Source organism: Serratia sp. N21D137, from assembly GCF_047530005.1.
Lineage (GTDB): Bacteria > Pseudomonadota > Gammaproteobacteria > Enterobacterales > Enterobacteriaceae > Chania > Chania fonticola_B.
Genome location: NZ_JBLJAJ010000014.1, coordinates 76,207 through 92,468 on the forward strand (window position 1 = coordinate 76,207; position 16,262 = coordinate 92,468).

The following is a 16,262-nucleotide window of genomic DNA, read 5'->3' on the forward strand; positions in this document are numbered from 1 at the left end:
AAAAAAAAACAATGGCAAAAACTTTACCCAATCCATTCACCGCTGTCATCAGAAAATCTTTTTATGATCTTTCAATTTATTAATCAGTTAGCGCATTTGTCAGAAAAATCACTGTCATTTCCTGCTTGCCTTTGGCGCAATAAAAGAATAAAAATACAAAAATACCGTATAAATATGCAAATGAGGTCTTGCCGTGAAGGAACGTAGTACAGAGCTGGTGCAAGGATTCCGTCACTCAGTTCCCTATATCAATACTCACCGTGGCAAGACCTTTGTCGTCATGCTGGGTGGCGAAGCTATTGAACATGAAAACTTTTCCAGTATCGTCAATGATATCGGGCTGTTACATAGCCTGGGCATTCGTCTGGTGGTGGTCTACGGTGCGCGGCCGCAGATTGACGCCAATCTGGCGCAGCATAACTACGAGCCGATTTACCATAAGCATACCCGGGTAACAGACGCCCATACCCTAGAGCTGGTCAAGCAGGCCGCCGGCTTGTTACAGCTGGATATTACCGCACGGCTTTCCATGAGCCTGAATAACACCCCATTGCAAGGGGCGCACATCAACGTAGTGAGCGGCAACTTTATTATCGCCCAACCGCTGGGCGTGGATGACGGCGTCGATTATTGCCACAGCGGCCGTATCCGCCGTATTGATGAAGAAGCCATTCATCGCCAACTCGATAGTAAGGCCATCGTGCTGATTGGCCCGGTGGCGGTATCGGTGACTGGCGAAAGCTTTAACCTGACCTCGGAAGAAGTCGCCACCCAGTTGGCAATCAAGCTGAAGGCCGAGAAAATGATCGGCTTCTGTTCATCACAAGGGGTGACAGATGCAGAAGGCAATATTCTTTCCGAACTGTTCCCCAACGATGCACAAAAACGTATCGAGCAGTTGGAAGAGGCTGGTGACTACCATTCCGGCACCGTACGCTTCCTGCGCGGCGCGGTAAAGGCCTGCCGCAGCGGGGTACGCCGCAGCCACCTGATCAGCTATCAGGAGGATGGTGCACTGGTACAGGAGCTGTTTTCACGCGACGGTATCGGTACCCAAATCGTTATGGAGAGCGCCGAGCAGGTACGCCGGGCGACCATCAATGATATCGGTGGGATACTTGAGCTGATCCGCCCATTGGAGCAACAGGGGATTTTAGTCCGCCGTTCGCGCGAACAGTTGGAGATGGAGATCGACAAGTTCACGATTATCGAACGCGATAACCTGACCATCGCCTGCGCGGCGCTCTATCCGTTCCCGGAAGAAAAGATTGGTGAGATGGCCTGCGTGGCGGTGCATCCGGATTACCGCAGCTCGTCGCGGGGCGAGATGCTGCTGCAGCGGGTAGAAAGCCAGGCGCGCCAGATGGGGCTACAGAAGCTGTTTGTGCTGACCACACGCAGCATCCACTGGTTCCAGGAGCGCGGCTTCACTCCGGCGGAAGTCGACGTGTTGCCGATGCAGAAGCAGGCTTTATATAACTACCAGCGCCGCTCGAAGATCCTGTTGGCCGATCTTTGAACGTAGTGGGACAAGCTGAGTAAATGTTAAAGGCCAGGGTGTGGTTAACCCTGGCCTTAGCTACGTTTCCGCTATCAGTCGATCAACAGGCGGATCAGTTCTAGCAGCGCGACGAGCGCTTTCAGAACGATGAGAACTTTATCGATCAAAGTTTTCATCCGTCTCTCCATCATATGGAGCGAGATCGCCGCTGTTTACCCTTCCATTTGCCTGTCACAACGGCTCCTTCCATTGTTAGTAAGGAAGCACCTCGCTCCGGCCAGAGCACTGAACCCGGCACCACCCGCAATTCAGCCAGGACTTCAAGACGTTATACCGCCATACAGAAGGCTGAAACGATGCATCTCCATAACTAACTCAATGACTATACAACATTAAATTTTCTCGGGCGAGGCTTGGAACTTGTCCAAAAATGCTTCTCTATGATTTGCCTTTATCCGCCGCTGTTTATATACTGAGCACGTTAGTAAGGGAGCACCTCGCTCTGGCCAGAGTTACCGCTCCGTGCTGGAACACTAAAAAAACCTGACCTCACCAGTCAGGTTTTTTTACGTCTGTATGGCAAACGCCCACCGTTATTATTTCCCAATCTGCAAACGGTCTGCCAAGCCGCTGCGGCGTTGGGTGGGGGTGCGGATAGCGCTCACCAACACCTTGTCTACCGCATACAGCGAAAGCCGCTGGCGCGCGCGGGTAATGGCGGTATAAACCAATTCGCGGGTCAGTACCGGCAGAAAATGATTCGGCAGCACCAGCGCCGTGTGGTCGAACTCCGAACCCTGTGATTTATGCACCGTCATCGCATAGGCGGTTTCATGCGCCGGTAAGCGGCTAGGCTGTACCGATTTGATGCTGCCGTCCGGTAATTGGAAATGCACGCGCAGATCGCCGCCCTCACCGGGCAAGGCAATGCCTATATCGCCGTTAAACAGCCCCAGCGCGCTATCATTACGGCCAATCATCACCGGCCGCCCTAAATACCAGCGACCGGCGGGGCCAGGATTACGCCGAATCAAACCGGCACGCTGCAACCCACTTTCGATACGCTCATTCAACCCGGCAACGCCAAATGGCCCTTCGCGCAGTGCGCAGAGCAACTGGAAACGGCCAAAGGCATCCAGGATCGTTACGGCCCCCGCCCCTTCTGCTACCAGCCGCAGATAGTCGCGATAACCAGCAACGCAGTTATCCAACAGCCGTTGATAATCTTCGGTTTCTGCCAGCGGATAACCCGCCACGTCGGCATAGCTGCCATTCAACGCCGCCAGGGCGCGCTTGCTATCGCCAGCATTCACCGCCAAAGCCAACTGGCCAATGCCGGATTTGGCATCAAACCGGTAACTCTTGCGCAGCAGGCACAGGCTATCGCGCACCGCTGCCTCGGCCTGCGCTGGCTGCCCTTGCAAGGGGCAACCGGTCAGGCGCGACAACTGTGCCGCACGGGTTTCGCTATATCCCTGCTCGGCAAACCGGCAGATATCCCCCAGCACGGCTCCAGCCTCCACCGAGGCCAGTTGATCGCGATCGCCAAGGAAGATGACTCGCGCCTTGGGGGGTAAGGCGGCAATCAACCTTGCCATCATGGGCAAGTCCACCATCGAAGCCTCGTCCACTATCAGCACATCAAGATGCAGCGGGTTCCCCCGGTGATAGCGCATGCGTTGGCTGTTTGGCTGGGCCCCCAGCAAGCGGTGTAACGTCGCCGCTTCCGTAGGAAACAAGGCACGTTGCTCCGGGGTTAAGTCCAACTGACGGCTAGCGCTTCCCAAGGATTCGGTTAGTCGAGCCGCTGCTTTACCGGTAGGCGCAGCAAGCTGGATACGCAAACGCTCCCCGGCCGCCAACTGCACCAGCGCCGCCAACAGCTTAGCGACGGTTGTGGTTTTACCAGTACCGGGGCCGCCGGAAATAATCGCGATGCGGCGCGTGGCCGCTACCGCTGCGGCAATTTTTTGCCAATCAGGTTCGTCCGTGGCTGCGCCAAATAACCGATCGAGGATGGTGCGCAGCTGCGCTTCTTCAAGTTCCTGTGGCACGCTGTCGCTGCTGATAAAAGTGGCGACGTCACCTTCGCTCTGCCACATGCGTTGCAGATACAGCCGCTGCTGTTGCAGTACCATCGGCGTTGCCGTACTGCCATCGCTAATCGCTGGCGAGACCGCCAGACGCTGTTGCCAACTCGCCACGTCCGGTTGCCCGCAGGCCTGCCAGGCAGCCAAGGCCAACTCTGGCTGGCGGCCACCAAACAGATTTTCCGGCAATAATTGTTCGAGCAACAGACAAACGTGGCCCGCACCGGCCTCCGAGCTCAGGCAGGCGGCGGCCAGCAGAATATCCGGCTCATCATCGTTGGCGACCACCTGGGCAAATTGCACGTCCAGTGGTCGCAAGGCGCCCAGAGCCAACGCCTGATGCAAAATCTCAATCATTGCCCATCCTCAACGTCGACCGTTTCACCGCTAAACAGGCGATCCATTCCTTCAACCAGAGCGAACTCCGGACGACAGGCAAAAATACCGTTGCCCTCATGCTCGGCATCTACCCCGCGTAAAAACAGATAAATTACCCCGCCAAAATGGCGCTGGTAATCGTAATCCGCCAGACGATGCCCCAGATAGCGGTGCAGCGCCAAGGTATAGAGTTGGTATTGCAGATCGTAGCGGTGTTCCGCCATCGCCCGCGCCATCGCCTCTTGGGTATAGGCGCTGCTGTCTTCGCCAAGCCAGTTGGATTTGTAATCCAGCAGGTAATATTTGCCCTGCCAGCAGAACACCAGATCAATAAAGCCTTTCAGCATGCCCTGAACCTGTTGGAAATCCAGCGCCGGGCAGCCAGCAGAAAGGGGATCGTAGCGTTTTACCAGTTCATCCAACTGCTGCGCTTGCAGCAAGCCACCGATCGGCAGATAGAACTGTAATTCTGCCTGCCTGGCTCCCGCCGGTAAGGCGGATAGCGCGACGCCGCTGCTATTAAGTGGCGCATTCAGCAACACCTGCATCCAGCCGGATAATACTGGCAACCAATGCTCCTCCAGCCCTTGCTGTTGTAACTGCGCCAACAGCCACTGTTCATCTAGCGGTTGGGTAAAGTCCAACTCCTCAAACAGGCTGTGCAGGAAGGTTCCAGGTGCCGCGCCGCGCGGGAAAGTATGGGGAGTCAATGCGGGTGGTGTAGCCGTATCGCCCTCACCAACGGCATCAACGTCCAGGCGCGGCAACAGCTCCTGCATCCGGCTTGAGCCATGCTGTTGCAAGCCGGTATAGCTGGTAACCCGCCAGAAATCCTGCATCCTGCGTGGAAACTGCCTGGCCGTCAGTTCTGCGGCGGCGGCCATTTGTGGCTGCCAGCTTTGTTCACCCGGTGCATCCACCAGCGACAGCGCGATGCCCTGAGTTGCCAGCTGTTGCAGGCAGTTTTGCAGATAGGCCGCATCGCCCGCCTGCCCGGCCTGCACCAGATATCCCAGCGCGCTGCGGTGCAAATCCGTATCGCCCTGCTTCTTGCGCGTACCGAGGAACAACGGCGCAATACCGATGCTGCAGTGATACACCGAACGGGTCAGCGCCACGTATAGCAGGCGCAAATCCTCTGCCAACCGTTCCTCTTCCGCCCAGGCCACGCTTTCTTCGTTGGCATTCAGATCCAGCAGGGCTTTAAAGGTCTGGCGATCGTGGTACAGCACCTGTTGCTGCTGGCGGAAATTCCCCACAAAAGGCAGCCATACCAGATCGAACTCCAACCCTTTCGACTTGTGGATGGTGATCACCTGCACCAGATGACGGTCGCTTTCCAGCCGCAGTTGCTGATTGTCCGACTGGCGATTCGGCTGAGCGATCTGCTGCGCCAACCAGCGCACCAGCGCGTGTTCACCGTCCAGTTGCGCCGTGGCTTCCTGCAACAGCTCCCCCAGGTGCATGACATCGGTCAAACGGCGCTCCCCCCCAGGGCTGGCCAGCAGGTTTTCTGCCAGATGCCGCTTGGCCATCACCTCACGCAGCATTGGTAATACGCCACGACGTAACCAGTGGCTACGATATTCATCAAACTCGTTGACCAAATCATCCCAAGCGGACTCGTTATGGTTTAGTCCATCCAGCGTCAAGGCATCCAACCCCAATAGGCCGGTGGCCAAAGCGCAACGCAAGGTTCGCTCCTGTTCGGGAGCCAGTACCGCCTGTAGCAGCCACAGTAAATCTTTGGCTTCCGGCGTATCAAACACGCTGTCACGGTTGGAAAGGTAAACCGAGGGAATGGCCAGCGCGCTGAGTGCGTCACGCACCAACGCCGCTTCGGCGCGGCTACGCACCAGAATGGTAATATCCGAAGCCTGAACGTGGCGGCGTTGCTCCCCTTTGACCAGCCAGGCTTCTCCGGCCTGCCCGGCACTCAGCCAGTCGCGGATCTGGGCTGCACACAAGCGCGCCATTAATTGTTGGTAATCACTTACTCCGGCCCCATCCCCAGGTTGCAGCCAAAATTGCATAGCCGGTTGCGGCTTATTCTGCCACTCGAAGACCAGTTCCTGATTCTTCGCTGCGGCAGCCACCTCGATAAACGGGATTTGGCCAAACAGGAACGGTTTTTCCACCTGAGCAAACAGGCGGTTAACGCTGCCAACCATCGCCGGTGATGAGCGCCAGTTGGTCTCTAAGGTATAGTGGGCACTTACCTCTGAACGAGCCTTCATATAGGTAAAAATGTCTGCCCCACGGAAGGCGTAAATCGCTTGTTTGGGATCTCCGATCAGCAGCAGGCCACACTCTTCCCGGCCAACATACAGTTTCTGGAAGATCCGGTACTGCTGTGGGTCGGTATCCTGAAACTCATCGATCATCGCCACCGGATAACGCTGACGGATCGCCAGCGCCAGTTGTTCACCACCTGCGCTTTGCAGTGCCGCATCCAGCCTGCTGAGCAGATCGTCAAACCCCAGTTCGGCACGCTGGCGTTTTTCCTGTTGAATGGAAAGGCGTATTTCGCTCAGCGCCCGTGCCATGATCAGGTCACGCAGGGTCAAGGGTTCGGCAAACAGCTCATCAATCGCCACAAACAGCGGATGCCGCGGAGCTTCACCTTTTTTGGTTTTCTCCAGCAGCACCGATTGGCGGAACTTCTCCAGCTCTTTGGGTAACTGGTAATCTTCGGTTTCCTGCCCCGCCCATTCCCCCACCTTATTCAGCCAGTTGGGTAAATGTTTGCTGCTGTAGCTGCGTTTGTCGACGCCAGACTGACTGATGAGCGCTTCCAGATCGGCCGCCGCCTGCCATTGCGCCTTGAGAGCATCGATCCGCGCAACTATCTGTTCATGGCGCATCAGCACCGTTTCTTCATCTTTCGGTGGCTGACGCAGAGTGGGAGCTTCGCCATGCAGATAGCCCGAGAGATCGCTCAACAAAGCCTCTGGGCCGCTCCACTCCTGACTGACCGCCCGGGCAACGCCCAGTGGCAATGGATAACAGTGACGCCGCCAAAAATCGGCGCAGGCCTGGCGGCGCAACGGCAGTTCGTCCTGCACCAGCGTTTGTTCAAACAGAATGCCCGACTCGAATGCGTTGTGAGTGAGCATTCGCTGACAAAAACCGTGGATAGTGTAGATCGCCGCTTCGTCCATCTGGCGCTCGGCAGCCAGCAATTGCGCTGCGGCCTCTGGCAGATCGCCAATCTCCGCCATCAGCGCGGCAAACAGCGGGTCTGAGCTATGCCCGCGTACGCAGGCAATGCGTAATGCATGGATATTGCTGCGAATGCGGCCCCGGAGTTCCTCCGTCGCCGCTTCGGTAAAGGTAACTACCAGGATCTCTTCTACCGTGAGCGGCCGTGGAAACGCTGCTGCCTGGCCTAAGCCAAGCAGCAGGCGCAGATACAAAGCACCGATAGTGAAGGTCTTCCCTGTCCCTGCCGAGGCTTCGATCAGCCGTTCACCAAACAGCGGCAACGTCAGTGGATCAAGCCGCTGAGGAACGCCTTTCGTCATGGCGTCGCCACTTTACGAGGCAGCGTTTTTTGCAGGGACGAGGCGTTAGGATAGGTCACCCAACCCTCACCCGGCGCCGCAAAATCAGCTTTCTGCTGGCTACTGCCACTCACCTGAGACAACAGTGCCAGCCCCTGTGGCTTAATCACCGCCTGATGGAAATAATCCGCCAGCTTGGCAGGCGTCAGAGTCTGTACCTGAGCGATCAGCTTTTCACGGGTATCGAAGGCGAAATTACCGCGATCGAAATCGCTGCTAAAGCGGCCCGCTTCTTCACCCAAAGTCTGTGGACGCTGTTGCAGCTCATTGATCATGGCCTGTTTGTATTGGGCAAAATCGGCATCACTCAACTCACGCAGGCGCTTTTCCGTTTTCGGGTAGAAATCTTGATAGCGCTGGTAGAGATAGGCTGGCTGCTTACTGTTGCTTTGCAGCAGGAAACCGATGCACCACTGGCGGCCAACCGGCATCGCAAAGGAGAACACCGCATAGCCGAGCTGCTCTTGCGTACGCAATTGGCTGTAGAACCACGGCTGGATGATCTGCCCCAGCAATGAGCTATACGCCATGCTGGTCACTTCGTCATACCCCGTTGGGACATACACCGCCGCCAGCGCCGAATCGGTGCTGCTGCCAGGGCGCTGCAGGTTGGCAAACTGGTTTTTGGCAATCACGACGTTTTCGCCGTGCCACCATTCCAGACCAGTACAACCCAGGCTCTGCTTCAGTGAAGAAGCCAACGTGTCCACCTGTTGCTTGCTCATATTGCCCACTACCAGTAACTCCGGCGTGGCCCCGGCCATCAGGCTGTCACGGTAAGCCAGCACGTCTTGCAACGTAATGGTTTTCAGCACTTCGCGGCGTTCGCTACGCTCGGAGTAAGGCACGCGGGACAGCATCTGTACCGGCTGGATCGCCAGCTCAAAGGCTTTGCCCTTCTCGGCGGAATCCAACTGTTCCAGATACCAGGACTTCGCCTGTTCCAACTGCTCTTGCGTTGGGGTAAAGCTGGAGTAGCCTTCAATCAGCGAGGTCAACAGCTGTGGAAGACGCTGGGTAAAGCCATTGGCGCTAAACATCAGGCCATTATTAGGCGAGGTAGAGAAGCTAATCCCACCCACAGAAGCCTGATAACTCAACTCATCTAGCGAGATCCCCGCCAGATAATCCATCAACGAGAACAGCACCTGATTACGCGCGGAATCCATGGTTTTGGCGTTACGCAACGCGACAGTCACATCGGCCTTGGGTTCATCGGCAAAATAGCGGCTTGGCATATACAGCACCCGCAGCCCTGGCTGGTTCACCACCATTTCCGGTTTGGTAAACTCATGTGAGGGTTTGTTCAGGGTAAACTCATCCGGAATATAAGGGTTCAGCCCCGGCAGAGAAAGTGCGATATTTTTACCCAACTGCTGCCATTTCGCGAAGCGTTCCGCGCTGATTTTCTCGACCTGATAAGGTGCCTCGACAAAGTAAGCCGTTTTGTTGTGTGGCTCATTCGGGCTGATAAACCAGATACGCGCATTTTGTGGCGTCATTTGCCCCAGGCGTTCAGCAATGGCTTCAGGATCGTAGCGATCGGCCAGGTACGGCGCATCCAGCGTATGCTCTACCGGCACGCGCAGCATGGTGTCCACCAGCCATTCGATGTAATTCATGTCGCGGGTAATCGACGGATAGCGGAAATCCAGATTCAGCACATGGGCGATCTCGTCAAAATAACTTTGCTTGATCCCTTCACCACGCAGCATTTTCAGATAGCTAAAGATCGCTGCCACCACTTTGTCACGCTCCGCCAGCCCCTTGTCGGTCAAGGAAACGCTGATTGAGAACACGCCACCGTTGCGATCGATCATCGGGTCGGCACCCGCATTGATGGCATCTGCCAGCCCCTGCTTCTGTAGCCAGTCAGAAAGCGTATTGGTGCTGCGGTTGCCAATCAGGTAGCTGATATAGGTATCGGTTTTACTGCGGAACTCGGCGCTGTTGTTATCGATACGGAATTCGACCTTCAGCTGCTTGCGCGGCTGCGCCGGTACATAATGAATAATGATGCCCTGCTGCTCCGAGGTGACCGCCGGAACGGTGATCGGTGGCACTTTCGCATCGTGATTAGGAATGCGGCCGAAGGTTTTGACCGCCAGCGCTCTCAGTTCAGGCAAGGATTGGTTGCTGTACAGCACGCCCTTCATCAGGTTGGCAGAATAGTAACGCTGATAAAAACTAACCAGTTCTTCATGCAGCTTGCTGCCTGGCTTGTCCTGCAACGTCTCGAGGTTGCCGCCAGAAAAACGTGCGCTAGGGTGAGCCGGATTGAGGGTTTCTGCCCCAACCTGCGCCATGCGCATACCGTCACGAGAGCGCGCCATCGTTAACTCGGCATTCACCGCGTTGCGTTCGCGGTCCGCATTGCCGGGATCCAAAATAGGTTCGGCAATGGCATCGGCCATCCGATCGACAGCGGGTTCTAAAGCATCATTTTCCACTTCCAGATAGTACGCAGTGCGGTAAGACGCAGTGCTGGCATTGTGGCTACCACCGTGCTTTTTCAAAAACTCGGAGAGGTTCTCGGGTTCTGGATAGCGCTTGGAGCCCATCAGTACCATATGTTCCAGGTAGTGAGCCAGGCCAAGTTGGCTGTTGGGATCTTCCAGCGAGCCTACCGGCAGCGCCAGAGCAGCCAGTGACTTTGGTGCCAACGCGTCGGACACCAGCAGTACGGTCATGCCGTTATCCAGCTTGATAGCCTGGTATTCACGCGGATCGTGATCGCTTTTGTTGATCTTTTCCGCCAGCGGTTGCCAGCCTTGCGCGGCCCAGCTTAACGGCGCCCAAAACATAACCAATAACATCAACCCGGTAATGCGGGTCAACAGTCTGCGCATATCCAAAATAAACCCCTGTTCTCTGGCTGTCTCGCCAACTCCCTGACGGTGACAGCACGGTGCAAAATGACACAACCGAAAGCGATGCCCAATGAAATTCAATTTCTAACTCAACGCATTACGGTTTTAAACACTCAACTCACTATAGCCCACATCGTTGGGGGCGCAGCGTGCGCCACTCTACAACGTATATGCCTATACGTTATGTAAGACCAGACTTAACCTCAATGGTTGAGTATAAAAGCGTAAAATTTTTATCACCTCACTGCGACCTGTGCCACCGTGAGGGGTATTACCCAAGATTATTACGGGCCACGGGTAGCAGGTAACGCTCTGTTTCTTTGAGAATTTGTTCAAGGCGAACATTATCCATTTGGCGGAAAACGCGCTGGGTATAGGGATCTGCTCCCTCGCCCGGGATCCGCTGATCGCCCTGCCAGGCTTGTAGCAGCTTGGCACGCGCCTTGATCTGGACTTCTTCATCCCAGTCTATCTGCTGCGTTTGTGCCTGATAACATTGGCTCAACCAGGCCCACCCGCTTTTATTGAGCAGCATCAGCGGCTGCGACAGGCCACGGCGGTAGCCTGCTACCAGCTCCGCCAACTGCGCGTGGGCATCCTCGCTTGCGAGCGCAGCGAAGCGCCAGGCGGAATTCTTGCTGCCAAACATACGGCTTTCCCCGCTACCGCCAACGCAGCAATACACCAGGTGCTCCAGCCAAAGCAAGATGCCGTCTACGGCCGAAAGCGTTGCCGGCCGCCAGCGTAGCAAGCCATCCTGCTGTACCTGATGCAGCCAGCCGGTAATACGCATGCCCGCCACGTCGATATCCAGCTCCAGGCTGCCGTTCTCCTGGCGCTGTTCACGCACCCGTTCGGCCAGTTCCGTCATTTCTTCCTGCTGCTTTTGCCAGTAAATCTCACCGAAAGACCCGTAAGGTAATCCCCCCGATGCACGCACCCGTTGGTATAACTTGCCTGCGTCCTCCCCCTCGATCAGCGTGTTCAGCAATTGGCTGTTGAACTGATAGCGGCTGAGGTTATCCAGCGTAAAAGGCTCGTCTTCCGGCAGATCGGTCTCTTCCAGAATAAAGTTAACGCCAAGACGTAGCTGGAAGAAGGCACGGATCGGATGGCGGTAAAAACGGAGCAGTTCATCAAGAGAAACCTGGGTTTTCTCTTCCTCCGCCAGCGGTTGATTAAATTCTGGATGTGCAGCGCCACGGCCATCGGCAGCGGCCAACCATTCTGCCGCATAGCTTTGATCTTCGCTCCCCGGCAGGAAGTTTTCCGCAGCAAACGGCATGCGGGCATGGCGTTTAAGCAAGTGCTCACCGACCCTGCGTGCGCTGCCGTCCGCATCCAGCCCTTCATCGCCGGGCAGGCAATAGCTTTGCTGCAGATATTCCAACAGTTCAGTGACCAATACGGAAGGATAGCGCTCGCTGTTATCCTGAATGGAACGGCCAATAAAGCTGATATACAGCTGCTGCTGGGCAGAGAGGATCGCCTCCAGGAACAGGTAGCGGTCATCATCACGGCGGCTGCGATCGCCGCGCTTAATCTGCTGCGCCATCAGGTCAAACCCCAGCGGCGGCAAGGTGCGGGGGTAGACACCGTCGTTCATGCCCAGCAGGCAGACCACCTTGAACGGAATGGAACGCATGGGCATCAAGGTACAGAAGTTGATCTGGCCAGCCAGGAAACGCTGGCTGATACGCTGCTGATCGAGCCGTGCGGCCAGTTCATCGCGCAGCAACGTCAACGGCACGGCATCGGGATAACGCGCCGCCAGGCCAAAGCTGGCCACTTTCTGCCACTGCTCTTCGATCAGCGCCAACGCCTCTTCCGTTTCACTGTCCGTCTCAAAGAAGCTATTGAGCAGTTGGCGGCACAGCGGCAACCATTCGGCTAACGGCCGCTCTTCACTGAGGATTTGCCGCCAACGGCTGAGTTGTGCCAGCAGATCGGCCAGTTGCCCGGCCAGTTCGGCTACTAATCCACTCGACTCATCGTAAGGTAATACGCCCTGCCAATCTCCGGCGTTGCTGTCCATGGCGTAGCCCAGCAGCATCCGCGTCAGGCCAAACCGCCAGGTATGCTGCCCGGTTGCAGGCAGATCCAGCTCACGCACATTGTCATCATCCAGCCCCCAACGTACCCCGGATTCGCCAGTCCAGTGGCGTAACAGGCTTAAGCCTTCTTCCTGAATCGAGAAACGTGCCGCTAGCGCGGGCACGTCCAACAGCGCCAGTACCTGCTCTGAGGTAAAACGGCTTTGCGGCAGATCCAGCAGGGAAATAAAGGCTTGTAGCGCAGGATGCGCCTGCCTGGCCTTGCGGTCGGAAATGGCAAACGGCAGATAGCGCCCGGCGGGGGCATTGCCAAACACCGCCTGAATATACGGGGTGTAGCTGTCGATATCCGCCACCATCACGATGATGTCGCGCGCGGTAAGTTGGGGATCTTCTGCCAGCATGGTCAGCAACCGATCGTGCAGCACCTCGACTTCGCGCTGCGGGCTGTGGCAGGCATGCAGACTGATGGAGCGATCCTGCGGATCGAGCTGGCGTTTATTGTCACTGCGCTCCAGAGTTTCCGGCGTGGTGCCGATCAGTGCGTGATCTTCCAGTTCCAGCATGTCGTGCTGAATGGCATGCAGCAAACTATCTGCCGGGATCTCGACAAAGGCATCGACTTCCTGCACCGCCTCCATCTGCGACAGTAAATACAGATGATCGCGCCCCAATTTGCCCCACGAAGCCAACAGCGGATTACTCAACTGTTGTTCTCCCTCGGCATCAAATAGTTGGGCAGCCTGTTCCGGCTGACGGAACAGGCCTTGCTCACGTGCCTGATGATAGTGGCGGCGTTTGCGGCTCTGCAAACGGGCCAGAAAGGCGTAGTCCTGAATGTCGCCCCAGTAATAGCGGCAGGGGTTGGTAAACATCAGATGGATATCAATATGTTTACCCAAAGCCTGCAGCGCTTCCAGGTAGATTGGTGGCAAGGCAGAAATCCCACAGATAAACACCCGTGGCGGCAATCCCGCAGGGCATTGAGTGGCATTCTCCAGGGTACTAATAAACCGGCGATATAAGTTGGCACGGTGCCATTCAGGCTGACCCAGCTCGTGGGTATATTCCACTAGCCGATGCCACAGGGGGGCTTGCCAGCTTTGCGCCTCTGCCAGCCCTTCTACCGTTTCCCCACGCTGCCAACTCTCCAGCCACTGCGGGCGATAAACCAGATATTGGTCAAACAGATCGGCAACACGCCCGGCGAGCTGGTGGATCTTGCGCTTGTCGGCGTCATCGGTCAGGTAATGCTGTAAAGGAGCAAACTCGGGCCGGGTCAGCATGCCTGGCAGCAGCCACATCAGCTTCCAGGTCATGGCATCTTTGCTAAAGGCGCTCTCTTTGGGTATGCCGGGTAATACCTTGGTGAACATGTCCCAGATAAATGTCGCCGGGAGCGGGAAAACGATATTCGCGGCAATGCCAAACTGCTCGGCCAGCTGCATCTGCAACCATTGCGCCATGCCGGGGCTTTGCACCAGCACCACTTCCTGTTGAAACGGGTCGGCCAAAGGTTCTCTGGCTATCAGCGCGCTGGTCAGCGTTTTCAGCAAGTCCAGTTGATTGGAATGATAAACCGTAAACATGAGGCTCCTTGGAAGCGAAAAAGGGCATTACCGACTACTGACTCAACGGCCTCTCACCCTAACCCTCTCCCACAGGGAGAGGGAACCGATCGAGAACACCTCGGCAAAAAGAGTCCGGGGCAAGTCTAACAACACTCGTGCTACTGGTCGTAATTTTAGTGACAGAATTCCCCCTCACCCCAACCCTCTACCAAAGAGAGAGGGAACCGATCGAGAACATCTCGACCAAAAGAGTCTGAGGTGGCACAACACCCCGTGCTACTGCCCGCAATACCAGCGACTGAGTTCAATCTGTTGGTGCAGCGGCGTTTGTATCTTCACCGTACGCCGCAGGCATGAGCCTTGCGCTTGGCGGGTTTCGACTTGGTAGTGCCAATTAGGCGGTAGCGATATGGCATGGCTTATTTCGGCACCGGCACTGAATATTTCCAGCTGTTGGTGCGCCAGCAACCAGGCCTGTCGATATTGCCACTGCCGTTGAAATGCCTGCAACAGCACCTGCTGATATTGTAACAGCCCTAGCAGCGAGACGGCGAACAACAATGCCGCGATCAACACTTCGGGCAGGCTGAAACCCCGTTGAGTTCGCCGGCCAGTTGGTTTATTCAGCACAGTTGCTTTCCCGCTTTTCCGGACAAAAATCCAGCCAGCCGCCTTTTTGCGCTTTCAGCAGGTGGCCACCAGCCCCGCCTTGCTGTGTAGCCAGTTGGTATAGCCACAAGGGCTCCGCTCCCGCAACATCTCCAGCACCACGCACCATCACCAGACCGGTACGGGCCGATAGCCGGGCGCAGGCTTGCAAAGTCTCGCTGCTAATCTGCTGACAGGACCAGTGGCTCGCCTGCAGAGACTCCCGTGGCCACGGTTGCGTCAGCCCCCAGCTTAGGGCCGAAGCCGCCTGGTTGTAGGCCCGCAGATAGCGCTGCTGATCGACGGCCAGCAGTAGCGCACTGTCCAATTGCCGCTGCTGGGCGGTGAGCAGCATCAGCCCCATTACCAGCAACAACATCACCGCAGCCAACGTACTGCCCCCCTGCTGCCTATCCATCATTAGGGTGCCTCCATGCTAACCGCCCACTCCAAGCGGCGTTCTATATTTGCCCGCACCGTAGAGCGGCCACTTAGGGTAAACAACATCAAGGACTTGCCATCGCGCCCTGCGATCTGGCTGACAGAAAAAGACTCAATCCGTACCTCTTCCTGATCCAGCAAGCGTTCCCAGCCGCTGCCCTGGCACTGGGTCACGCCACTTTGCCCCTCTAGCCCGCCGGCACGCAGGCGGTAACCAAAATACTCGGCATCGCCACCGCTGTCCCAGTTGCCATTGCTGTTAAGATCGTAGGCTACGATCACACAGCTGCCCGGCGCTTCCCCCGCTGCATGGCCAATCAGCAACGAACGCCCCTGACACAGCCCGGCACAAAACCCGCTGCGGCGCAGATCCTTTTCAATCCCGAAAGCCAGCTGGCGTAACACCAGCTCCAACCGATAATGACGGCCTACATCAACCGTCTGCTGACGCAGTATCGGTAAGGTTTTCGCCGCCGCCAATGCAATCAGGCTGCCGAATGTCATCGCCAGCAGCACCTCCGGCAGGGTAAAGCCTTGTTCTAAGGTTCGCATAAGGGCAGGCTCCGGATAGCAGTTTCTTCGCTGCACAGCCGCAGCCGACCTTTGGCAGACAGCACCAGACGTATGCGGCCAGCCGGATTGCCCAGCAGGATATGCCCGGCCTGCGCATTGTTGCGCACCCCATAAAATCCCATCTCCTTTTGGGTATAACCTTGTAACTCCACATCCAGGTGTTCTGGAGTAAAGACCCGGTCCGCCAATGCACTACAAGGTGCCACCTGCGGGCCGCTGCCTATGCACCAGATTTTCCCAGGCCGAAACCACAATAACGCGTTGCGGTTATGCCAGTTGGCATCGGCCTGTAAGCGCGTTAAGAATGCCAGCAGTTGCTGGGCGGTCTGCTCAAGCCGTAGCGCCTGTTGATAATGATGCCACTGGCTAACCCCCCAAGAGGTCAGCATCCCCGCCAGCACCATCACGATCATCAGTTCGATCAGCGTCAGGCCTTGCTGGTGTTCGGGGCTATTTTTATATCGGTTCATACGGCGAGTGTAATCAGCCAGAGGCACGATGAAAGGCACCTTTTCTCAGGCTGGCAAATGATACGCAGAATTTTTAGTTAGCAGGTAACAAGCTGGGGGAAGT

10 protein-coding genes are annotated in these 16,262 nt (G+C 56.5%); 1 reads left to right on the plus strand and 9 read right to left on the minus strand.

All coding sequences use genetic code 11. The features are described 5' to 3' along the window. The first annotated feature begins 193 nt into the window (after nucleotides 1–193). Entirely contained in the window at nucleotides 194–1,519 is a 1,326-nt protein-coding gene (gene argA, locus ACMV5H_RS13150) for an amino-acid N-acetyltransferase (protein WP_071682809.1), read from the plus strand. A 74-nt stretch (nucleotides 1,520–1,593) separates the two neighbouring features. On the opposite strand, the gene dinQ is transcribed toward argA, so the two are convergent. From dinQ to ACMV5H_RS13195, 9 genes are all read right to left on the minus strand, one after another. Next, complete coding sequence (gene dinQ / locus ACMV5H_RS13155) at nucleotides 1,594–1,692, minus strand: damage-inducible type I toxin DinQ (protein ID WP_371822644.1); 99 nt, start codon at nucleotides 1,690–1,692, stop codon at nucleotides 1,594–1,596. A 405-nt stretch (nucleotides 1,693–2,097) separates the two neighbouring features. Next, on the minus strand, nucleotides 2,098–3,948 hold the full coding sequence (gene recD, locus ACMV5H_RS13160; RefSeq protein WP_021806125.1) for an exodeoxyribonuclease V subunit alpha: 1,851 nt from the start codon (nucleotides 3,946–3,948) through the stop codon (nucleotides 2,098–2,100). Then, entirely contained in the window at nucleotides 3,945–7,493 is a 3,549-nt protein-coding gene (gene recB / locus ACMV5H_RS13165; protein ID WP_218518960.1) for an exodeoxyribonuclease V subunit beta, read from the minus strand. The genes recD and recB overlap by 4 nt, the downstream gene beginning before the upstream one ends. Beyond that, on the minus strand, nucleotides 7,490–10,381 hold the full coding sequence (ptrA, locus tag ACMV5H_RS13170; RefSeq protein WP_414821953.1) for a pitrilysin: 2,892 nt from the start codon (nucleotides 10,379–10,381) through the stop codon (nucleotides 7,490–7,492). The genes recB and ptrA overlap by 4 nt, the downstream gene beginning before the upstream one ends. A gap of 292 nt (nucleotides 10,382–10,673) precedes the next feature. Then, nucleotides 10,674–14,045 carry an exodeoxyribonuclease V subunit gamma gene (gene recC / locus ACMV5H_RS13175; RefSeq protein WP_414821954.1) on the minus strand — a complete coding sequence of 1,124 codons (3,372 nt, stop codon included), beginning with the start codon at nucleotides 14,043–14,045 and terminating at the stop codon, nucleotides 10,674–10,676. 258 nt (nucleotides 14,046–14,303) lie between these two features. Then, entirely contained in the window at nucleotides 14,304–14,657 is a 354-nt protein-coding gene (locus tag ACMV5H_RS13180; protein WP_115159693.1) for a prepilin-type N-terminal cleavage/methylation domain-containing protein, read from the minus strand. Further along, nucleotides 14,647–15,096, minus strand: coding sequence for a YgdB family protein (locus tag ACMV5H_RS13185; protein ID WP_373368188.1), 450 nt, complete (start codon nucleotides 15,094–15,096; stop codon nucleotides 14,647–14,649). The genes ACMV5H_RS13180 and ACMV5H_RS13185 overlap by 11 nt, the downstream gene beginning before the upstream one ends. After that, on the minus strand, nucleotides 15,096–15,668 hold the full coding sequence (locus tag ACMV5H_RS13190; protein WP_414821955.1) for a prepilin peptidase-dependent protein: 573 nt from the start codon (nucleotides 15,666–15,668) through the stop codon (nucleotides 15,096–15,098). The genes ACMV5H_RS13185 and ACMV5H_RS13190 overlap by 1 nt, the downstream gene beginning before the upstream one ends. Further along, on the minus strand, nucleotides 15,656–16,159 hold the full coding sequence (locus tag ACMV5H_RS13195; protein WP_094981700.1) for a prepilin peptidase-dependent protein: 504 nt from the start codon (nucleotides 16,157–16,159) through the stop codon (nucleotides 15,656–15,658). Before ACMV5H_RS13195 ends, ACMV5H_RS13190 begins: the two co-directional genes overlap by 13 nt. Between the last annotated feature and the right edge of the window lie 103 nt (nucleotides 16,160–16,262).